Raw genomic sequence first — 20,959 nt, 5'->3', positions numbered from 1 at the left:
ACGACCGAGCTCGGAAAGATCGAGATGTCGAAAGACGTGGCGCAATTCGGCAATAGCCGACATGGCGGCATCCTGGTTTTTGGGTTTCGCACAAAAAGACGGCCGGGCGGAGCTGATGAAATTTGTCGATTTACGCCATTCTCGGCGTCCCTGCGAGAGCTTCGCTCCATCCGGGACATACTGTACTCGCGAATCGTAACTAGTCAGGTAGTTTTTGATCTTGAGTTAGCTGATCGCGGGCATCCAGGGACGGCCCTCGGCAAGTTGGACGAGAGCGTCGAACAGGCTGATGCCGTGTTTGGTGGCGGTGGACAGGTAGCTGCGGATCGCGCAGAACTGGCGGGCGCCGGTGAGCGTGCGTAGGCAGCCGGATACCTTCTGCCGTAGTTTGATCATGCGGATGTCGCGTTCGGAGCCGTTGTTGTCCGCGGGAACCCGCCAGTCGCGGGTGAACCGAAGGTAGTCGGCTTCGCGGTCGACGAGCCGGCAGGCCAGGGCATGGCGGGCGGCCATGAGTTTCGTGCCGCGCGGCGAGGTCTGGCTGATCCCGATGTGAGCGGCGTGGCGCAGCTGCCGGGTCTGGGTGGCCGGTGCCTGCTCGTCGATGGTGACGCCGGTAGTGGCGGCGTCGACGGCGAGGCGGTGCAGGGCGACGAGCGCGTCGCCTGCCTGGGCGGCCCAGCACCAGGTTCCCGTCGGGGCCGCGTCGACGACGGCCTGTAGTTCGCGCAGCACGTGAGCGACGCACAGCTGGTGGGTGGCGCCGGTGTAGCTGTCGTAGGGGGCCCAGGCGTCGTGGACCACCACCCCACCGAAGGCGGGAAGCACCCCGAGGGCGTCGATCCCGCCGCTGCCGCGGGTGGCATGGCAGTCGATCAGCGTGTACTTGTCGGTGCGGGCGCAGTGCACCCAGTGCAGTTTCCCGGCGACCCGCAGCCCCGTCTCATCGGCCCCGATCACGTCGGCGGCGGCCAGCAGACCCCGGACGGTGTCACGGAAGCCGTCGAGTCCGGCGGCGGCACGGGCGGTCATCGCACCGACCGTGCCCGCCGAGATCGGGATCCCAACCAGCTCGGCCAGCGCGGTCGCGGTCCGCTCCTGCGACAGGAACTGACCGGAATACAGGTAGACCACCGCCGCGGCCACCCGCGGCCCGTACTGCACCGGCGCGTCCACCCCGGCCGGTGCCGCCGCCTTCGTCCGCGTCCCGCAGCCGCACTCCCGCTCGATGAGCTGATGTTCGACCACATGCGGACGTAGTTCGGGCAGGTCGAACACCTGCCGCCGTTCGGTCCGGGTCACAGGCCGGCCCGCAAGCCCCGCCCCGCACCCCGCACACGGCCCCGGCTCATGCCGCAGGCGCACATCAGGCTCAGCGAGCATCCGCAGCGTCGATCCCGGATGCCCGCCCTGCCCACCGGGCCTGCGGCCGGTCTTCTTCCGCAGCGACTTCGGTGGCGGTTTCGCCAGCCCGTCCGAACTCGGTGGCTTCGCCGAGTTCCGCGAGTTCTTCGCGACCTGAGCTTCCAGCTCGGCGATCCGCACCCGCGCCTGTTCCAACGCCGCAGCGGTCTCGACCAGCTGCGCCCGCAGACTCACCACCAGCGCCGCGAGCTCGTCATACGACGGCACCGGCGGCGACGCGGGCGGACCATCCGACACACCCGGACCCTACGGCCCGATCAACCACACAGCACCAACGACCCGGGCCTTCAGGCCATCGAGGAGTCCCAGCCAGCCGGGAAACCAAAAACAAACGATCTACCAGACCTGACCAGTTACGGATGAACAACGTCGGTCTTGTCATTAGGCGATTACGGTCTGTTGGCACTATCGCCAGTGGTAGCTCGCGGGCGAAGGTGTCCGCTCCCCTGTCGTCGGGGAAGTCCGCCATGGGAGTCTCCGTCACATGAGAGCTGATTTTCCCTCAGATCTGGAACTTTATTCCCCCGTTTCTATGGACCGTTGACTCCCCCGAACCATCGAGGAACGCCCGGCACCTTCTCACCCTCGATCCACCGACAGACCGAGGGTGTTCTGAACGCGTAAACACCCTCTGACCAGCTTTGTCGTCCGGTCAGGTCGCTGGTTGCCAGGCTGAGAGAAGGTCGGACGGATCCTGTACGAGATTCGCCCTGGCCGGATCCAGACGTGGGCCGGTGCCGGAGCGGGACACGATGATCAGCCCTGTGTCGCCGGGGGTGAAACCGGGTATCTCGGCCGCGCTTCGCGTGAGTTCCGCGAGGTCGTGGTCGTCGAACGGGGTGGCGAGCCATTTGATCGACCCGGCGAAGTGGATGCGCTTCGCGACGGGGGAGCGGTCGGCTCCGACCAGGTCGACCTCGGGGTCGAACCGGCGGTTCCACCAGCCGCCGACCGCTTCGACGTCGGGCCAGGGCAGTCGGCCCGCGGTCGCGGCGAGCTCGAGCGACTGGCGGACCAGCGGCTCGACCGCACTGCCCCGCCACGCCGACCAGCGGCGCTGCACCAGCCGGAAGGCCGCTTCGGGCCGTCCGCGGCGCGCCTGCTCGTGAGCGGATCGCAGGACGCCGAGGTACAGCCGCAGGTTGCTGTCGGCGATCCGGTACAGCGCGGGCCTGCCGGGCTGTGTCGAGAGGGGCTCGTCGACGGTGAGCACCCGCTTCTCCTCGACAAGCCGGCGCAGCAGCGGCGACAGCGACCCCGAACGCAGAGCACCCTGCCGGCCGCCCGCCGCCGCGGCGATGTTGGCATGGGTGCGCTCCCCGCTGCCCACCGCTTCGAGGACGCGCCGCGCCTGGTCGGGCGTGGGGAATTCGGCCATCAGCGTGGACTCCGGCACGCTGAACAGCGGCGAGGCCGGGTCGGCGCATTCCTGTTCCAGGAAGGGCAGCGGCGGGGTCGCGTGCGGCCAGCTTCGCAGGATGCCGGGCAGCCCGCCGGAGATCAGGTGGGCGTCGATGGCGTCGGCCGCGTCCAGGCCGAGGGCGCGAGCGGTCTCCAGCGGGTTGAGGGGGCCGAGGACGAGGTTGTCGGCCCGGCCGAAGAACGGGCGGTCGTAGGCGGTGAGCCGTTCCATCATGTGGATGTCGCTGCCGAGCAGCAGCAGGAGCACCGGCCGTCCGGCGAGCAGCCTGTCCCAGGCTGTCTGCAGCGCGCCGTCGAACAGGTCGTCCTGTTCGGCGAGCCAGGGGAGCTCGTCGAGGACGACGATCGTCGGTGCGCCCGGCAGGACCGAGGCGAGGACGCGGAAGGCGTCCGGCCAGCTTCCCGTGGATCGTGCGGGGACGAGTTCACGATCGGTCGGCAGGGACGATTCCTTCAGGTCCGCGAAGAAGGCGGCCGCCGATTCGACCGGTGAGGCCCCCTTGGTGGCGGTGAAGAACAGGTAGGGGACGCCGGCCTGATCGCAGAACTCCTGCACGAGGCGTGACTTGCCCACCTGGCGGCGGCCTCGGATGGCGAGTGCCGCCCCGGAATGCGAGGCGGCGACCCGGTCCAGCCGTTTCCGTAGGAGAGCGAGCTCGGCCGCTCGTCCGACAAAACCCGTCGTCACACCTGAATCCCATCTATGTAGATGCCATCTACATAGATACATACTACCGAAGGGATCGCCTGGGCAGTCGAAACCATCACGGACAGTGTCCGTCCGCAGGCTCCCGGCAGGCGGGAAGGGCCTACGCCCGGGGAACGGCAGGACGATCGTGCGCGCCGGCCGGCAGCGCCTGGCACCTCCGGCCTCGGCGCGACAAGCCCCGGCGGATCCGTAGCTCAACTCCCTCCAAATCCGTAGCTTAACCCCCGACGGATCCGTAACTCAACCCTCGGCGGATCCGTAGCTCGACCCCCGACGGATCCGTAGATCAGATAGAGTTTCGGCTGTGAGTACACGGTTGCGCGGCCTGGTGCCACGGCAGCTTGCGCCCATCGTCGCGAGCCGGATGCTCGAGGAGCCCGTGGTCCTTCTCCAGGGCCCCCGGTCGGTGGGCAAGTCGACCCTGCTCAGAAATCTCGCCGGTGAGGTCGGCGCGGAGTTAGTCGACCTGGACGACGTGGCCGTGCGCGACGCGGTGGCCCGGGACCCGGGCACGTTCGTCGCGGGCCCACGACCGGTCTGTATCGACGAGTACCAGCACGTCCCGCTTGCCCTTGACGCGATCAAGGCTGAGCTCAACCGTGACGGCCGGCCCGGTCGCTTCGTCCTGACGGGCTCGGCACGTCACGAGGCGTTGCCCCAGGCTGCGCAGGCGCTCACTGGCCGTCTGCACCGGCTGCCGGTCTATCCGCTGTCGCAGGGTGAGCTCCGGGGGGTTCACGAGCACCTGTTGGAGGACCTGTTCGCCGACCCGGCCGCCGCCGTGGCTGCGGCCCGGCCGTCGGTGACCAGCCGTGAGGAGTACATCGACAGCGTTACGGCAGGCGGATTCCCGTCGGCGCTCGCGCGGGCCTCGCTCGCTTCGCGGAGCCGCTGGCTTGACGACTACATCCGGCTCAGCCTTGAACGCGACGTGGGGGAGCTCGCCAGGATCCGCCAGGCGGCTTCATTGCCGGTCCTGTTCGAGCGGCTGGCGGGCCAGACCGCGCAGGTACTCAACATCGCCCGGGCCGCGTCGAGTGTCCGTCTCGACGAGAGGACCGCGTACAGCTATCTACGGCTGCTTGAGGCGGTGTTCCTGCTTTACCGGCTTCCGGCGTGGGGGAACACGCTTACCGCACGGTCCACGGCGTCGCCGAAAATCCACATCCTGGACTCCGGGGTGGCGGCTCGGCTGCTGCGGCTGACGCCACGGAAGCTGGTCGCCCGCAACCCGACCGCGCTCACCGAGTTCGGGCATCTGCTGGAGACGTTCGTCGTCACCGAGCTGCTCAAACAGGCATCCTGGACGGACTGGGTCGGCGGTGCCGGTCACTGGCGCACCCGCGACGGCGACGAAGTCGACCTTGTTGTCGAACGCGATGACGGGGCGCTGGTGGCATTCGAGGTCAAAGCGGCTGGCCGGGTACCGGGTGAGGACTTCGCCCCGCTTCGCAAACTCCGTGACACCACCGGCGACGCGTTCACAGCCGGTGTCGTGTTCTACCTGGGAGCACGCTCGTACACGTTCGAGGACCGCCTGCACATCCTGCCCGTCGATACGATCTGGACCCCATAGCAGCCAGATCCGGGAGCCTGTGGCAACGCTTCGACAGATTGCAGGCTGCCCTTTGTGGCTCATGGTGAACACGACGCCAGGGTTCATGATTCTCTTCTTCCCGGGTGTGCCGCGCCGGTAGTCGTGGATCGGCTCCTACGCCGCGCGGTGCCTGGTGTGGCTTCGGCGTCACGCCCGGCGGATCCGGTTCATTGGTCCGAATCTGGTGCATTCGGAAGTCGATGCGTGGTCTCCCGGCTCAAGGATTCAATGAAGTGTCACCCCGTCTACTGACCATGCCCCCCGAAGCAGTCTGGTCAAGGGTAGGGCGATCACAGGACGTTAGCTCCACTGCCCTGCTGCGGGAGTGGGAGAGCGCATCTTGCTTGCCAGGAGGGCAGCCGGAGCGGATGACCGCCTCGCCTGGAGGGTTCCCACTTTCGTGGACAGTCCTAACTATGCAGCACGAAGTGTTTGTCCGTCAAATTCTTCCTCGAACTCGACAGGCGTGAGATAGCCGATCGAGGAGTGCAACCGCTGCCGGTTGTAGTAGATCTCGACATATTCGAAGATCCCCGCCCGGACGCGGTCTATGGTATCGAACGGGTGGAGGTGGACGAACTCCTTCTTGAGGGTGGCCCAGAAGGACTCCGCCGCGGCGTTGTCGAAACAGATCCCGGTACGGCCGACGGAGTTTCGGACGTTGTTGTCGCGACAGAAGGCGACGAACTCACGGCTGGTGTACTGACCGCCTCGGTCGGCGTGGAATATGACGCCGCCGGGTGGCCGCCGGCGGGTGACGGCCATACGAAGCGCGTCGAGAACGAGTTCGGTGCGCATGTGATCGGCGACCGCCCAGCCGACGATCTTCCGAGAGAACGCGTCGATGACGGAGGCCATGTACACCCAGCCATCCCAGGTGCGAATATATGTTATGTCGCCGTACCACAACTGGTTCGGTGCGGACGCGGCGAAGTCTTGGCCGACAAGATCAGGCAGCGATGAGGAGTCCGCGGCCTGCACCGTCGTCACCGGCCGGCGGGGACGCGGATGCACGCTGACCAGGCCCATCGTCGCCATCAGCCGCTGGACCCGCTTGTAGGCGACGGCGACGCCCTGGCGGCGGATCTCGTGGAAGATCCGCCGCACGCCGTACCGCCCCTCGTGACGGTCGAAAACAGCTCTGATCATGGTCGACAAGGTGGCGTCGTCCTTCTCCCTCCGAGACGGGCCGCGTTTCTTCCACGCATAGTAGCCCTGTCGGGACAGGTCGAGTTTCTTGCACATGTAGTCGACGGGAAAGGTGTTCGCGCCGTCGGCGGACACAGGCTTCTTCGGAGCGTGTATCGAGATGAACTCGAACTTTACTTCTGCTCGCTCGCGAAGAAGCTCGCCGCTTTTTTTAGGAAGGCGATGTCCATCTGCGCCTGCGCGTACTTCTTCCGGAGCTCCTCAAGTTCCGCGCGCTCCGACACCGACAGCGGCCGCTCCTCGGTCTCGCCGTTCTCCTTCGCCTTCTTCACCCAGTTTCCCAACGTGGTCTCGTGGATACCCAGACTCTTCGCGACCTCGGTCACCGACCGGCCCGAGTCGAGCACCAACCTTACTGCCTCGGATTTGTACTCCTGGGTGAACTTCCGGCGAGCTGACCCCATGACGCTCCTTCCCTATGGACAGCGAACCTCAGGTTCGCTGTCCACGGAAGCGGGATCACTCCAGTTGGTGGGGCCGGGGGCGGTGATGTAGTCGCGCTGCGCCTGTTGGAACAGCGGAACGAGCTTGGCCAGGCAGGCGCGGTTGGCCTCGAGCTTGTCCGCGCGGATGGCCAGGGCGGACTGGTAGATGGGGTAGGCATCGACGAGCAGGTATTTGACGGGCCTGTTCCAGGCCTGCACGTCGTGTTCGAGGTGGTAGACCTCGTTGGTGACGAAGCCCTGCTGGACGACCTTGCCGTCGGCGGCGACGAAGCGGTCCGGGCTGCCCTGGTACGAGGTGTCGACCTGCGACTGCTTCAGCAGCCCCTGGCGTACGAACAGGTCGATGTCGGCCGCGCCGGCGTAGGCGAGAACCTTCGCCCCGGACTGTCCGATCTCACCGATGTTGGTGAAGTTCCAGTCCGGGTTACCCCACAGGAAGACCTCGGGGTTGCGGTCGTAGGAGGAGAGCACCGCCACCGTCGGGATCTTGCCGGAGTTCTGGATCGCCTCGTCCGTGCCGACGTAACCGAGCAGGATCGCGTCATCCTGTGCCATCAACGCGGAAGGCTGCTGGTAGCCGGCGGCCGGACCCCCGGAGCGGATCTCCAGGCGGACACCGGTGGCGCCGAGCTGGCCAACCACCCGGTTGTGGTCCGCGTCGATCGTCGGGTTGGGTCCGAGTAGCTGGTAGGTGAACCCCTGGTCCGCTTCCGGCCACCAGCTCGTCTGCACGACGACGGTGTCCGGGCAGACGCCTTTGAGCGGGGTCGTGTACTGGGACGCGGCCGCCGGGCCGCCGCCTGCCATAGTGATGGGCCCAACGCTTGACCCGCCATCCGAGCTGGAGCAGGCCGCCATCGTCACCGCCACCGCGGCGGCGCCGATCCATGCAACCGCGTGGCGCCGGCGCGACGTTAATGCTCGCGTTGCTCTCCTTGATGCGTTCAGAAGGGACAGGGCTGAAGGTGAGTGAAGCTACGGCGGACGGGCCCGGGGCCGTGTCCGGCAGATGTTCGATCGCCACGGCCCAGGGTCACGACCTCCGCCCCGAGTCGTGCCAGTCCCCGACGACCAGGTGCGCAAGCAGCCCGAACACCCAGAACACCGCCAGACCGAACAGAGACGACACGATGATCGCGGCAAACAGTGGTGCCGACTCCAGCCCGCGCGTGTAGTCGTCGATGAGGCTGCCGATACCGGGTCGTCCTTCCCGGAAGAAGAAGTCACCGACGATCGCGCCGATCACCGACAGACCGGCGGAGATCCGCAGCCCGGTGAACACGGCCGGAAGAGCGCTCGGGATCTCGAGATGGACCAGCCGCGCCCACCGGCTCGCGCGACGCAACGTGAAAAGGTCGTGATGCGTGGCGTCCACTGACGACAGCCCGAACAGGGTGTTCGTGATGATGGGGAACAAGGCGATGAGGACGCACACAACAGTGCGTGACCAGAACCCGTATCCGAGCCAGAACCCGATCAGTGGAACGATCGCCAGGATCGGGATCGTCTGGAGCACCACCGCCCACGGGTAGAACGACCGCTCCACCCACCGCGCCTGGCTCATCAGCACCGCGAAGAGCATGCCGAGCGCGGCGGCGATGGCCAGGCCGACAAGCGCGACCTGCGCGGTCTCGCCCAGCCCGGTGAGGATCTCGTGGAAGGTCGGCCAGTCCCCGAACCCGTCAGTGACCACCTCGTGCGGCGGCGGGAGAAGAAAGCATCGACGCGGCGCGAGCGCAAGGTAGCTCACCGTGTACCAGACACCGACAACCACGGCGAGCACCGCCAGCGGCGGCACCGCCACCCGCACGGCCCGGCCCCAGCAGGAATGTGCGGATGCGTCTCGTGCCGGTCCCGCCGGTCCGGCCGGTCCCGCCGGCGGCACCGGGAAAGCGGGGGACGGGGGCCGCGGCCGCTTCACCGCGGTCACGCGAAGGACTCCCGCAACGCCTCGGACACGGTACGCGCCGTGCGGCCGAACGCCGCGTCGAACCGCAGCTCCACCTGCCGTGGGTAGTCGAACGGGACGTCGATCTCGGCCAGCACCCGTCCCGGACGGGTGGACAGGACCACCACCCTGCTGGCGAGCCAGACCGACTCCACGACCGAGTGCGTGACGAACAGGCCGGCGAACCGCTCCTGCCCATACAGCCGCAGCACCTCCTGCCCCAGCCGCTGCCGGGTTATCTCGTCGAGCGCGCCGAACGGCTCGTCGAACAGGAACAGCGACGGCCGGACGGTCAGCGCCCGCGCCAGCGACACCCGCATCCGCATGCCACCGGACAGCGCCCTGGGCCGGTGACGCTCGAAACCCGTGAGCCCGGCCAGCGAGATCGCCTCCGCGACGAGCCGGCGTCGCTCGGGCCTGGGAACACCGTCCAACTGGGCCAGCAGGCCGACGTTACCCTCCACGCTGCGCCACGGCAGCAGCGTCGGATCCTGGAAGACATAGCCGGGAACGGCCGTGCTCACGACTACCGTCCCATACGAGGGCTCGGTCAGGGCCGACGCGATCCGCAGCAGCGTGGACTTGCCCGACCCCGATGGCCCGACCACCGCTACGAACTCGCCCTCTCCCACCGTGAAAGAAATGTCACGCAAGGCTTCGGTCCCGTCCGGGAAAACCTTTCCCACCCCGGTAAAGGCCAGCGCGATCCCCGCTGGAGCGAGGGCCCCAGGATCGTGGCGAGCGACCGGCTGCCGGACGGCGGGTAGCTCGCTGTCGTCTGCCACGCCGGGTCCTTCCGACCAAGTCCTGCAAAGTGACCGACCGAACGGTCTCTGACCCGGATCGTAGCTCTGTGCGTCGAGCATCACGGTGGCATCGGCCGCCATGACCAGACGGCATTTTCTCCCTACGCTTTCGCGCCACGCCATCTTCGTTGCCCCATCCGGTCGCGCGATCGAACATCCGTCAGACGCGCCCTGGCAGGCACCGGCGCGCGGGCATACCTTTGTGCCGCTTCCATCCCATGTCCGCGAAGGAGACGCCCCAGTGGCAGAGGACACGTCGACTCCCGCCAGCCCCGACCCGGGTCCTCTTCCCGGCGGTCCCCCGGCGGACCCGACGAAGGTCTGGAACTTTCAGTCCGCCGCCATTACCGAAAACCAACCTGACTGGGGTGGCGATCTCGGATTCGACACCACGGTCGCCCACAACGCCCGAGTATGGAACTACTGGCTGGGCGGCCGGGACAACTTCCCCGCGGACCGCGAGGTCGGCGAACAGGTCCGGCAGATGTTCCCCGGCATTGTGGACGTGGCCCGAGCCGATCGGGCGTTTCTGGGCCGCGCCGTGCGTTACCTCGCCGGCGAGGCGGGGATTCGTCAGTTTCTCGACATCGGCACCGGACTGCCGACCGCGGACAACACCCACGAGGTCGCCCAGCGGATCGCCCCCGACAGCCGGATCGTCTACGTGGACAACGATCCGCTCGTGCTGGTGCACGCCCGTGCCCTGCTCGTGGGAACCCCCGAGGGCGCCACCGACTACATCGACGTGGACGTCCACGATCCCGGTTCGATTCTGCGGGCCGCGGCCGAGACCCTGGACTTCGCGAAACCAACCGCGATCATGTTTCTCGGCAGTCTGAACTTCATCCTCGACACCGACACGGCGGTCGCGGTGGTCGACCACCTGATCGACCACGTGCCATCCGGCAGCTACCTGGTGGTCGCGCACCCGACGCACGAACTCGGTGGCGAGGCCAACGCCGCGTCCATGCGCCACTGGAACGAACACGCCACCCCGCCGATCACCCCCCGCAGCCGCGACGAGGTCGCCCGTTTCTTCCACGGCCTGGAACTTCTGGAGCCCGGCATCGTGTCCTGTTCCCGATGGCGGCCCGATCCCGCCCCGGCTGGTGGCCTTCCTCCAGAGGTGCCCCAGTTCGGCGCTGTCGCGCGCAAGCTCTGAAGCGCTCGGTAGCACACGGCTCCAACGCGGCGCGACAGCCGCAGCACAGACCGCTCCCCGGGCCAACCGTCCTGGTCACGGCGTGATGATGTTCGTCGCCTCGGTCATCGACGTACGCTCGGAGTACGCTATCGTCCGGTCCCGGCGGGCGTGTCGCGACTGAGCCAGCGCGCAGCGGGTTTGTCCACGCCAAGCGCGGCTGCGGGGGTGCAGAGATGACCGACCTGCCGGGGGGCAGTCCCACCGCGCGCCGGATTCTGCTCGGCTCCCAGTTGCGCAAGCTGCGGGAGAACCGCGGGATCAGTCGGGAGGAAGCCGGCTACCACATCCGGGCCTCGGAATCGAAGATCAGCCGACTGGAGCTCGGACGGGTCAGCTTCAAGGAACGAGACGTCGCGGACCTGCTGACCTACTACGGCATCACCGCCGCCGCCGAGCGGGCTCCGCTGCTGGAACTGGTCCCGGAAGCCAACGCACCAGGATGGTGGCAGCCCTACGGTGACGTGCTGCCGAGCTGGTTCGCGCCATACATCGGCCTGGAGGAAGCGGCCACTCTCATCCGCAGCTACGAGGTCCAGTTCGTTCCCGGGCTGCTGCAGACCCCCGACTACGCCCGAGCGGTCATCGCGGCCGGCGGCCACCACCTGACACCCGACGTCGTGGAGCGGCGGGTCGCGGTCCGGACAAGTCGGCAGCGGTTGCTGTCGCGGCCGAACCCACCCCAACTCTGGGTCGTGCTCGACGAGGCAGCGTTATGGCGGTCGATCGGCGGACCGGCAGTGATGCATGCCCAGCTTGAGCATCTGGCCGCCATGTCCACCCGGCCGAACATCACGATCCAGATCATGCCGTTCATGCTCGGCGCCCACGTGGCCGAGTGCGGCGCGTTCACCATCCTTCGCTTTCCCGGGCCGGAGTCACCCGCGGCGGACCAGACCGACGTGGTGTACCTCGAGCAGCTCACCGGAGCCCTTTTCCTCGACAAGCCCCACGAGGTCGACCCGTACCTACTGGAGTGATCCCGCTTCCGTGGACAGCGAACCTGAGGTTCGCTGTCCATAGGGAAGGAGCGTCATGGGGTCAGCTCGCCGGAAGTTCACCCAGGAGTACAAATCCGAGGCAGTAAGGTTGGTGCTCGACTCGGGCCGGTCGGTGACCGAGGTCGCGAAGAGTCTGGGTATCCACGAGACCACGTTGGGAAACTGGGTGAAGAAGGCGAAGGAGAACGGCGAGACCGAGGAGCGGCCGCTGTCGGTGTCGGAGCGCGCGGAACTTGAGGAGCTCCGGAAGAAGTACGCGCAGGCGCAGATGGACATCGCCTTCCTAAAAAAAGCGGCGAGCTTCTTCGCGAGCGAGCAGAAGTAAAGTTCGAGTTCATCTCGATACACGCTCCGAAGAAGCCTGTGTCCGCCGACGGCGCGAACACCTTTCCCGTCGACTACATGTGCAAGAAACTCGACCTGTCCCGACAGGGCTACTATGCGTGGAAGAAACGCGGCCCGTCTCGGAGGGAGAAGGACGACGCCACCTTGTCGACCATGATCAGAGCTGTTTTCGACCGTCACGAGGGGCGGTACGGCGTGCGGCGGATCTTCCACGAGATCCGCCGCCAGGGCGTCGCCGTCGCCTACAAGCGGGTCCAGCGGCTGATGGCGACGATGGGCCTGGTCAGCGTGCATCCGCGTCCCCGCCGGCCGGTGACGACGGTGCAGGCCGCGGACTCCTCATCGCTGCCTGATCTTGTCGGCCAAGACTTCGCCGCGTCCGCACCGAACCAGTTGTGGTACGGCGACATAACATATATTCGCACCTGGGATGGCTGGGTGTACATGGCCTCCGTCATCGACGCGTTCTCTCGGAAGATCGTCGGCTGGGCGGTCGCCGATCACATGCGCACCGAACTCGTTCTCGACGCGCTTCGTATGGCCGTCACCCGCCGGCGGCCACCCGGCGGCGTCATATTCCACGCCGACCGAGGCGGTCAGTACACCAGCCGTGAGTTCGTCGCCTTCTGTCGCGACAACAACGTCCGAAACTCCGTCGGCCGTACCGGGATCTGTTTCGACAACGCCGCGGCGGAGTCCTTCTGGGCCACCCTCAAGAAGGAGTTCGTCCACCTCCACCCGTTCGATACCATAGACCGCGTCCGGGCGGGGATCTTCGAATATGTCGAGATCTACTACAACCGGCAGCGGTTGCACTCCTCGATCGGCTATCTCACGCCTGTCGAGTTCGAGGAAGAATTTGACGGACAAACACTTCGTGCTGCATAGTTAGGACTGTCCACGAAAGTGGGAACCCTCCACTACAGGTCATGTCCCAGTTGGCCATAGCCAGCGCGCCCCCGAAGGCCACCGTGGCCGCACTCACCCGGATCGCCCGCGAGATATAGCCGGCGGCCAGCCTCCGGCAGGGGTGCGAGACGGTCGGCTGGTGGTGGGGGGTGGGCATACTCGGTAGGTGTGAGGTTCTCTGCGTCCACGGTAGCCCGGGAGCTTGCTGATCTGCCGTATGTGGGCTATCTGGAGCCGCTGGGTGGTGGGCTGGAGCGGGAGAGCGTCTATGAGACCGTCCATGCGGACGGGGGCACCTTCGATGACGTCGACGCCAGCAACGCGCGGTTCACCGAGTCCGCGTTCTCCTCGGTGACGTTCAACGGCGGTCGGATGCGGCGCGCCCGGTTCAACGGCGTGTGGTTCCACACTGTGCGCTGGGTGGGCACCGATCTGGCGGAGACGAACTGGCTGGACACAGAGATCGTCTCCGGTGCCCTGGCGGGTGTGGAGGCGTTCGGCGCGCAACTGCGTCGGGTGACCTTCTTCAGCTGCAAGTTCGACTCGGTGAACTGGCGTACCGCCGCTCTGCGGGAGGTGCAGTTCGTGAACTGCCTGCTGCGGGACGTCGACTTCGGCGGTGCGACGCTGGCAGGCGTGACGTTCCCCGGCTCGACGCTGGACGGGGTGCGGCTGGACAAGGCCCGTCTGAACGAGGTTGACCTGCGCGGCGCGGCTCTCGGGATCGCCGAGGGGATCGACGCGCTGAAAGGCGCCACCATCGACACCGTCCAGCTACTGGACCTTGCGCCGCTGCTCGCCCGGGCGCTCGGCATCACCGTCAAGGACGGTTGACGAGCCAGGACCGCTCTTCGCGGGCGACTCCGGCAGGGATCGAACATCTCGACAGGGATCGAGCCTGCGCCCACTCGCCTGTAAGGCGAGCGTTGTCCAGCGAGCTTTCAGCGGAGGCCGCACACGACGGGTGGCCGGTCGTCGAGAGGAAGCGGCAGAAGGGCTCGTGACCGACTTCCGCGCCTGGACGGCGTCCGCGCCGAGCCATCTGACCAGGGCCGATCTCTCAGGGCCGGATCGGGTTCGCGTCTGCTCGCGCCGGGTCGGTCAGAGGATGCGGGGGGCGTCCTCGGTGACGGTTCCGCCGATGTCGGCGTGGCCGGGAGGGCCCGGGCGGGCGTGGATGACGGAGCCTCCGCCGTGGTGGAGGGTCAGGGCCCGGCCGAGGCCGGCGGCCAGGCGCATGGCGCCGGAACCACAGGCTTCGTCCTCGGGGATGCCGACCCGGTCGGCGAAGGTCCGCACCCGGATGATGCCGGCGTCCTCGTCCTCCCACGCCCACAGTTGGGTGAGGTCCTGGCTGGGGTCCAACGGGCCGGTGAGATCGTCGACCTGTTTGGGGTCGTCGAGACGTTCGTGCCACCACGGAGGGGTGCTGGCCAGGGAGGCCCGCACCCATACGACGCCATCGTCCGTCCAGGTGCGGACGTCTCCTCCTTCGGTCCGCAGCACCTCCCGCGGGGTGCCGTGGACACGGCCGAGTGTCCAGGCGGCGCCGACGGCGGGATGTCCGGCGAAGGGAAGCCTCGCGCGGGGGGTGTAGATGCTGATCGCGGAGGTGGCGGCGTCGTCGATGAAGACGGTCTCGCTGTAGCCGAGACGGGCGGCGATCTCCTGACGGTGCGCCGGGTCGGGGACGACGCTGGCGGCATCCTCGACGACGCCGAGAGGGTTGCCGTGGTTGCCTGCCTGGTCGGTGAAGACCCGTACGACCCGTACCGTAACCACCGCTGGTGTCTCCCCTCGGTTTCCAGGCGCTTCGAGGCCATCCTGCCCGTTGTCACCCGGTCACAGCCACGGCTTCAGCGATCCCACCACCGATCGCAGAGGCGAGACCGCGCCGGACAAGCGGCCGTGTCCGGCGGCCTGTCGTCGCCCGTCCTGAACACCGGAACACGGACCAGGACGGTCGAGCCGTCATCATGTCACGTTTGGTGACGAGACCGAGACGAGTATCTCCGTTCGCCTGCCGACCCGCCGGGCCCATCCGGTGCATCCGGTGCATCCGCTCCACACCAGAAGTACATGAAAGGGCGACGAGAGCCTGCTCCGACGTTTCTGGCATTGTTTCTTGAACTGTCCGCTCCATGCCTCCGAAGACATCCGCAGAAAGATCATACGACGCGATTTTCGATCATGCTGATCGCGGTTTTTCGGTGTAGGGTTCGCGAACAGAAACCCGAGCTTCACGGAACATGCGTACCGCCGAGTGGGATGTAACAGTGAAAAAGGTCGTTCTGTCGACGGATCCAGTTTTTCGTATCGACGGCAAACTGGCTGTCGGCTATGCCGCGAGAAGGTTCGGGCCAGGCATCCGGAAGGTCGTTTCAAACGCGGCGGAGTCGCTGACGACTCCCCTTCTACCCGACAACTACCTCGAGCTGGTCAACCCGCTCTGGTCACGCCGGCAGATGTGGGGCAGGATCGAGACCGTCCAGCCGGAGACCGTCGACGCGGCAACGCTCGTGATTCGTCCGGGCCTGGGCTGGACCGAGCACCAGGCCGGCCAGCACGTCCGGCTCGGTGTCGATGTCGACGGTGTCCGGTACTGGCGTACATATTCGCTGTCCTCACCGCCGGAACGCCAGGACGGCCGCATTTCGGTTACCGTGAAGGCCACCCCTGACGGCCTGGTCTCGCGTTATCTTGTCCATCGTGTCACGGCGGGTACGGTTGTCCGCCTGGAAGGTCCTCGGGGTGAGTTCGTGCTGCCGCCGGCACCCCCGCCGCGGCTACTTTTCCTGACTGCTGGCAGCGGAATCACACCCGTGATGTCGATGCTGCGTGGCCTTGTGCGACGCGGCCAACTACCGGACCTGGTCCTCGTGCATTCGGCGCCGACCCCGCGGGACGTCATATTCGGCGCCGAGCTACGCGGGTTGGCGGCGCGGCTGCCAAAGCTGCGTCTGCACGAACACCACACCCGGACGCGTACAGACGACGGCCGGTACACCGGCCGTCTCACCGTTGCGGCACTGCCCGTGATCTGCCCCGACTGGACCGAACGGTGGGCCTGGGCCTGTGGGCCGACCGGCCTGCTGGATGACGCCGAGGCGTCCTGGCAGCGGGCCGGGCTCGCGGACCGCCTGCGGGTGGAGCGTTTCCAGCCGGCGGTCCGCCGTGGTGGTGTCGGCGGCCGGGTCCGGTTCGTCAGGAGCGGGCGGGAGGCAAACGCTGACGGCGACACACCGCTGCTGGTCGTCGGTGAGAACGCCGGCGTCCTCATGCCCAGCGGCTGCCGCATGGGAATCTGCCGCAGCTGCGTGGTCCGACTCACCGCTGGCCGCGTCCGGGACCTGCGCACCGGCCTGGAGCACGGCGACGAAGGCGAACTCGTCCAGACCTGCGTGTCGGCGGCGGCCGGCGACGTGGAAATCGACCTGTAGAGAATAGGCACATCCCTCTGTGTCAGTCTCGGGTGAGACATCCGCTGGGTGCGGGTTGGCTACAGGGGGTGTGATCGGAGATCCTCGTGTTCGTGGAGTCAGAGTCCCAGGAGCGTCCCGGCCGGTCCTCACCGCCGCGTGACCCGGCACCCCGTCCGTCGCGGCGGGTGTTCAGCACGGCGTACAAGCTGCGGATCGTCGCCGAGTACGAGAACGCCCCGCACGGAGAGAAAGGAGCGATCCTGCGCCGGGAGGGTTTGTTCTCCTCGCATGTAGTGGAGTGGACCCGGGCCCGTGACGCGGGAGCGTTGGGAGGAAAGCCGGGTGCTGGGGCCGGTGGTCCGGAGAAGAAGCCGGTGAAGTCGGCGGAGCAGATCGAGGTGGAGAAGCTGCGGCGGGAGAACGAGCGGCTAAAAGCACGTCTCGTGACCACGGAGACCGCGCTGGACATCATGGGAAAAGCGCGCGCTCTTGGAACAGATCTCCGAGAGCGCGGACACCGAAAGAGGCAGTCCCGAGCAGCGCTCAGCCGGTAGCGAAGAATGGTGATCCGTTATCAGGCTGGTCCTACGGGGGTGCTGGTTTCCAGCGCGGAGCCGGCGCTGCCGGTGCGGGCGAGTTTGTGCCAGCGCAGCCGACTGCCGAGCACGGCGCTGACCACGGACTGGATGACCACCAGGTACATCACCTGGCGGTAGACGATCTGCTGGAGCGGCAGGGTCCACAGGGGGCCGAACCGTTCCCGGTCGAGGTGGAAGGCGTAGGCGGTGGTGACGAACTGGACGGCGAGGAAGCCGGCGTAGGAGGTCAGGACGAGGCCACCGTCAGCGAACAGCAGACCGTAAAGGGCCATCAGGTCGATGACGGGAGCGAGCATCGGCAGCAGGACCTGGAACATCGGCAGATAGGGCAGTGCGCGGCGGCCGAACCGGCCGGCAGCGCCACGCTCGACCACGGCATGCCGATGCTTCCACATCGCCTGCATCGTGCCGTAAGACCAGCGGTACCGCTGCCGCCACAGAGCGCTGAGGGTGGCCGGCGCCTCGGTCCAGGCCCGGGCCTGCTCGGCGTAGACGACCCGCCAGCCGGCGCGGCACAGCGCCATGGTCAGATCGGTGTCCTCGGCGAGAGTGTCCTCCGAGACGCCTCCGACCGATTCCAACGCCTCACGGCGGAACGCACCGATCGCCCCCGGCACGGTCGGCATGCACTGGAGCATGTCGTACATCCGACGATCAAGGTTGAAGCCCTGCACGTATTCGATGTGCTGCCAGCGGCCGAGCAGCCCCTGCCGGTTACCGACCTTGGTGTTGCCGGCGACGGCGCCGATGGCCGGGTCGCACAGCGGCTGGACGGCGTGGCGGACCGTGTCCGGCTCGAAGACGGTGTCCCCGTCGACGAGGACGAGCACATCGGCGGAGGCAACGGCGATGCCGTGGTTGAGAGCGGCCGGTTTGCCCTGGTTGGCCTGCCGAACGACCACCACCTCGGGCAGTCCGAGCTGTTCGACGATGTCGGCGGTGCCATCGGTGGAGCCGTCGTCGACCACGATCACCTCAAGATCGAGGTAGTCGTTGGCGACCATCGAGCGGACGGTGTCGGCGATGCCGACCGCCTCGTTGTAGGCAGGAATGATCACACTGACCGGCGGACGGAATCCCGCGGACGAACGGCGGCGCCGGTCGGCGACCTTGTGCCGCCGGTCGGCGAGCCGCCAGTGCCGGCGGGCGATCACCGTGACGACCACGGCACGCAGGAGAGTGAGCACGGTGAGCGGGACGAGGAAGGCGGTCAGCGTCCAGGTCAGCGTGCTGGAGATCCGGTAGGTGGCCAGCAGCGCCTGGCCGCGCAGCCTGGTGGCGGTGTCGGCGGGGTGAGTGGTGACGTCGGACGGTAGCCGTAGTCCATCTGAAAGTGTGACGAGGCGGTAGCCTCGCGCGTCCAGTACGTCCAGTAGCTGGTCCACGGCCGCAACGGTCTGGCTCCGGTCGCCGCCGCTGTCGTGGAACAGGACGACCGCACCGTCCGTGCCCGCGGGGGTGGCCGCCCGCACGATCGCGTCAGCTCCGGGACGGGTCCAGTCGCGGGAGTCGATGTCGGCGAGGACGGTGAGGTAGCCCTGCGAGGCAAGTTCACGGTAGGTGGTGTAAGCGGGGGCGGTGAGCGCGGCCGGGGTGGACGAGTAGGGCGGTCGCAGCAGACTGGACGTCGCGCCGGTCGCGGCGGCCAGCGCGGACTGCGACAGGGAGACCTCGATCCGGCGGCGCCAGGTGGGCACAGCCGTGAGGTCACAGTGGCTGAAGGTGTGGATACCGAGCTGATGACCGTCCTGCCGGATACGCCGGACCAGCTCAGGGTGTTCTAAGACGCGGGAGCCGACGACGAAGAAGGTGGCCTGCGCCCGGTGACGACGCAGCACGTCGAGGATGGCAGGTGTCCATCGCGGGTCGGGTCCGTCGTCGAACGTCAGCGCGACCGTTCGGGCAGGCAGGCCACGCCCCTGGGGGGCCGGGCCGGACAGGTCGAGGACCGGCCCGCCCAGTCCGTCCCCCGGGCTCACCGCCGTCTCCTCGACAGGGCCGTCGGGAGCGGGGGTACGGGCCGGACCGGTTCCGTGCCGGGCGAATCCCTGAATCCCGAGCATGCTCGCCAATGTGCCGATGAACAGCGCGAGCAGCAGCCAGTGCGCCCGGGGGGTCCGGTGCGCGTCACGCCGATGCCTCACGGCTTCGACGGGCTCGGCTTGGACGTCGGCCTTCCCTGCGCGGTCGGCCTGCCCTGGCCCTGGCCTTTGGGGGAGGCGACAGCCCGCGGCGGCGTGGAGGACACCGCAACGACAGTGGCCGCCGGGAGCAGTCCCGACACGCCGCTCGCTGAGGCAGCCGATATCCCGGGCGGGCCGGAGAGGCCGGACGGATCGGGAGTGGTCACCGGTCGCACCGGCGCCGCGACCGACGCCTGTGCGCGTGGCATGCCCCTGGCAGCGGCGTCCAGGCCGGCGTCGGAACCAGAGTTCGGGGAGGGTGTGGGAGCCGGCCGGTCGGAGGAGCCGAACAACGGCGGCAACGTCACGCCGGGAACCGTGGCTACACCCGACAGACCCGCCGCCATCAAACCGAGGTAGCCGAGCATCACGGCTCCCAGCACCCACCCGACACGCCGGACCCGCCGTGCCCGCCTGCCGGACTGTGCGACGAATACCGGTTGTCTTCTCCAAACGGTAGCCACGCCGCGAGACTAGTCATTACGGGTCGCCAGCGATCAGGCGGGTAGCCTCCACCCGGATCGAACAGTGCCGGGACGCGACCTCGCTCTCCATATAGTCAAGCCGTATAGTCAAGGAATCAGGGAAGTCTACGATTGGCCACCACCAGATAGCCGACCGCAACAAACACCGCTCCGCATAGACTGTCGGTTCCGGGCAGGCGAACGTGGCGGAACATCCGCCGGGCCACTACGAACTCGCCGTCGACGCCGAACCGCGGCTGCGAGTGTCGGCTGCGTTTACCGAGCTCGCGCCGGCGGTCTGATCAGCGGTTTGGCTGGGCTTGCCATGTCCTGGCTCCGCTGAACGCAACAGACATGGCGGGAGGCCGCCGGTAGCGGCAGTCCGACCAGCCACTCCCGACCCGGCGCACTCCAGCATCTCCCCGCCCGGATGTACCCATAATCAGCGAGTACCGCATGGACGCGGTTGCGCGGCAGGGTCCGCAGCCGCACCAGCGGGTGGACCGGTCGGCGAGTTTGCCACCGACGGCCTGCCAGAACGCGGCGAGCACCTCAGCCTCGAACCAGCGGGCCGTGATGGCCTCGAGCATTCGGGGACGGGGGTGCCGACTTCCGGCCGGTACCACACGTAGTCGTGGGAGGGGTCCGGGCAGATGTAACGGTCGGCGAGAACCGGGCTGGGATCCCCGGCCGGGTCGGCGTCGCTACCGGGCCGTCGGTGGTCGCGGGTCTGTTCGTAGGGCGGCCGGTAGCACAGGGCGTCGATGAGGGACAGCACCCCCGGGTCGTGATGGAGATTCTCGGCCACTCGCAGATCAGCGTCACCATTACACGTGATCCCGGGCATGGACAAGGAGACCGCCGGCCAGATCGCGAACGCGATCCTCGGCACACCCGAACCACCCGCTGACCAGGCCGCCCCTGAGCCGCCCGACACAGCCGATGAGACGGAGGAAGAAGGGCCGCAGGCCAAGTCCGCATAAGCCACGTTCGCGGATTCGTTCGCGCGGGGCCTTGGCCCGCCCCGCGCTGACGGGAGCTCACCGGCAAACCGCCTGGTACTGCTGGGTGGAGACGAGGGGACTTGAACCCCTAACCCCTGCCTTGCAAATAATGCGCTTCTGAGCTATACGACCGTTTTTGATGCTTTTGGGTGCGTCGGGGTACTCCTACCGCGTGGCTCGGTGCTGTCGGCTGACATTGGGCGTTGACGCTCTTGCTGACGATTCGCTGACTCCTGGGCGCGGCTCCGGCGTTCCGACGCGCCGCGCGG

General features: G+C 67.5%; 18 protein-coding genes. 9 read left to right on the top strand and 9 right to left on the bottom strand.

Annotated elements, in window-relative coordinates:
- Nucleotides 1-225: 225 nt before the first annotated feature.
- Both tnpC and FSYMDG_RS00345 read right to left on the bottom strand, forming a co-directional pair.
- Nucleotides 226-1,662 carry an IS66 family transposase gene (gene tnpC / locus FSYMDG_RS00350; RefSeq protein ID WP_013871651.1) on the bottom strand — a complete coding sequence of 479 codons (1,437 nt, stop codon included), beginning with the start codon at nt 1,660-1,662 and terminating at the stop codon, nt 226-228.
- 415 nt (nt 1,663-2,077) lie between these two features.
- Nucleotides 2,078-3,535, bottom strand: a complete 1,458-nt coding sequence (locus FSYMDG_RS00345) for an AAA family ATPase (protein WP_013871650.1) — start codon at nt 3,533-3,535, stop codon at nt 2,078-2,080.
- Between the two features lie 325 nt (nt 3,536-3,860).
- On the opposite strand from FSYMDG_RS00345, the gene FSYMDG_RS00340 reads away from it, so the two are divergent.
- Entirely contained in the window at nt 3,861-5,132 is a 1,272-nt protein-coding gene (locus tag FSYMDG_RS00340) for an ATP-binding protein (RefSeq protein ID WP_013871649.1), read from the top strand.
- A gap of 435 nt (nt 5,133-5,567) precedes the next feature.
- On the opposite strand, the gene FSYMDG_RS00335 is transcribed toward FSYMDG_RS00340, so the two are convergent.
- The 5 genes from FSYMDG_RS00335 to FSYMDG_RS00315 form a co-directional block, all read right to left on the bottom strand.
- On the bottom strand, nt 5,568-6,458 hold the full coding sequence (locus FSYMDG_RS00335; protein ID WP_237703111.1) for an IS3 family transposase: 891 nt from the start codon (nt 6,456-6,458) through the stop codon (nt 5,568-5,570).
- Between the two features lie 17 nt (nt 6,459-6,475).
- Complete coding sequence (locus tag FSYMDG_RS27665; RefSeq protein WP_043602641.1) at nt 6,476-6,766, bottom strand: transposase; 291 nt, start codon at nt 6,764-6,766, stop codon at nt 6,476-6,478.
- A gap of 12 nt (nt 6,767-6,778) precedes the next feature.
- Nucleotides 6,779-7,615 carry a hypothetical protein gene (locus FSYMDG_RS00325; RefSeq protein WP_050803260.1) on the bottom strand — a complete coding sequence of 279 codons (837 nt, stop codon included), beginning with the start codon at nt 7,613-7,615 and terminating at the stop codon, nt 6,779-6,781.
- A gap of 226 nt (nt 7,616-7,841) precedes the next feature.
- Nucleotides 7,842-8,738, bottom strand: a complete 897-nt coding sequence (locus FSYMDG_RS00320) for an ABC transporter permease (RefSeq protein ID WP_013871648.1) — start codon at nt 8,736-8,738, stop codon at nt 7,842-7,844.
- Nucleotides 8,735-9,541: an ABC transporter ATP-binding protein gene (locus FSYMDG_RS00315; protein ID WP_013871647.1), complete on the bottom strand. Its 807-nt coding sequence runs from the start codon at nt 9,539-9,541 to the stop codon at nt 8,735-8,737. Before FSYMDG_RS00315 ends, FSYMDG_RS00320 begins: the two co-directional genes overlap by 4 nt.
- Nucleotides 9,542-9,905: 364 nt before the next feature.
- On the opposite strand from FSYMDG_RS00315, the gene FSYMDG_RS00310 reads away from it, so the two are divergent.
- From FSYMDG_RS00310 to FSYMDG_RS00290, 5 genes are all read left to right on the top strand, one after another.
- Nucleotides 9,906-10,724, top strand: a complete 819-nt coding sequence (locus FSYMDG_RS00310) for an SAM-dependent methyltransferase (protein ID WP_050803641.1) — start codon at nt 9,906-9,908, stop codon at nt 10,722-10,724.
- A 215-nt stretch (nt 10,725-10,939) separates the two neighbouring features.
- Nucleotides 10,940-11,743, top strand: a complete 804-nt coding sequence (locus FSYMDG_RS00305) for a helix-turn-helix domain-containing protein (protein WP_013871645.1) — start codon at nt 10,940-10,942, stop codon at nt 11,741-11,743.
- A gap of 55 nt (nt 11,744-11,798) precedes the next feature.
- Entirely contained in the window at nt 11,799-12,089 is a 291-nt protein-coding gene (locus tag FSYMDG_RS27660) for a transposase (protein ID WP_043602641.1), read from the top strand.
- Between the two features lie 11 nt (nt 12,090-12,100).
- Nucleotides 12,101-12,997 carry an IS3 family transposase gene (locus tag FSYMDG_RS00295; protein WP_349304129.1) on the top strand — a complete coding sequence of 299 codons (897 nt, stop codon included), beginning with the start codon at nt 12,101-12,103 and terminating at the stop codon, nt 12,995-12,997.
- A 189-nt stretch (nt 12,998-13,186) separates the two neighbouring features.
- The gene (locus FSYMDG_RS00290; RefSeq protein WP_013871643.1) at nt 13,187-13,852 is read left to right on the top strand and encodes a pentapeptide repeat-containing protein; all 666 of its coding nucleotides are present in this window, start codon (nt 13,187-13,189) and stop codon (nt 13,850-13,852) included.
- 267 nt (nt 13,853-14,119) lie between these two features.
- On the opposite strand, the gene FSYMDG_RS00285 is transcribed toward FSYMDG_RS00290, so the two are convergent.
- Complete coding sequence (locus FSYMDG_RS00285) at nt 14,120-14,800, bottom strand: PhzF family phenazine biosynthesis protein (RefSeq protein ID WP_013871642.1); 681 nt, start codon at nt 14,798-14,800, stop codon at nt 14,120-14,122.
- A 467-nt stretch (nt 14,801-15,267) separates the two neighbouring features.
- Between FSYMDG_RS00285 and FSYMDG_RS00280 the strand changes: the two genes are divergently transcribed.
- Nucleotides 15,268-16,458, top strand: coding sequence for a ferredoxin reductase (locus FSYMDG_RS00280; RefSeq protein ID WP_013871641.1), 1,191 nt, complete (start codon nt 15,268-15,270; stop codon nt 16,456-16,458).
- Between the two features lie 92 nt (nt 16,459-16,550).
- Nucleotides 16,551-16,994 carry a transposase gene (locus FSYMDG_RS00275; protein ID WP_165440832.1) on the top strand — a complete coding sequence of 148 codons (444 nt, stop codon included), beginning with the start codon at nt 16,551-16,553 and terminating at the stop codon, nt 16,992-16,994.
- A gap of 20 nt (nt 16,995-17,014) precedes the next feature.
- On the opposite strand, the gene FSYMDG_RS00270 is transcribed toward FSYMDG_RS00275, so the two are convergent.
- Entirely contained in the window at nt 17,015-19,183 is a 2,169-nt protein-coding gene (locus FSYMDG_RS00270; protein ID WP_013871639.1) for a bifunctional polysaccharide deacetylase/glycosyltransferase family 2 protein, read from the bottom strand.
- Nucleotides 19,184-20,531: 1,348 nt separating this feature from the next.
- On the opposite strand from FSYMDG_RS00270, the gene FSYMDG_RS25515 reads away from it, so the two are divergent.
- Nucleotides 20,532-20,669 (top strand): hypothetical protein, encoded by a 138-nt coding sequence (locus tag FSYMDG_RS25515; RefSeq protein WP_157490950.1) that lies wholly within the window; start codon nt 20,532-20,534, stop codon nt 20,667-20,669.
- Nucleotides 20,670-20,959: the final 290 nt, after the last annotated feature.

Source organism: Candidatus Protofrankia datiscae (assembly GCF_000177615.2).
Classification (GTDB): domain Bacteria; phylum Actinomycetota; class Actinomycetes; order Frankiales; family Frankiaceae; genus Protofrankia; species Protofrankia coriariae.
Note: the sequence above shows the minus strand (reverse complement) of the source record. Positions and strands in the feature narration are given on the sequence as shown.

Coding starts and splice junctions, on each gene's coding strand:
- FSYMDG_RS27665 (WP_043602641.1), bottom strand. CDS start 6,766: ATGGGGTCAGCTCGCCGGAAGTTCACCCAGGAGTACAAATCCGAGGCA.
- FSYMDG_RS00280 (WP_013871641.1), top strand. CDS start 15,268: ATGCGTACCGCCGAGTGGGATGTAACAGTGAAAAAGGTCGTTCTGTCG.
- FSYMDG_RS00305 (WP_013871645.1), top strand. CDS start 10,940: ATGACCGACCTGCCGGGGGGCAGTCCCACCGCGCGCCGGATTCTGCTC.
- FSYMDG_RS25515 (WP_157490950.1), top strand. CDS start 20,532: ATGGACAAGGAGACCGCCGGCCAGATCGCGAACGCGATCCTCGGCACA.
- FSYMDG_RS27660 (WP_043602641.1), top strand. CDS start 11,799: ATGGGGTCAGCTCGCCGGAAGTTCACCCAGGAGTACAAATCCGAGGCA.
- FSYMDG_RS00325 (WP_050803260.1), bottom strand. CDS start 7,615: ATGGCAGGCGGCGGCCCGGCGGCCGCGTCCCAGTACACGACCCCGCTC.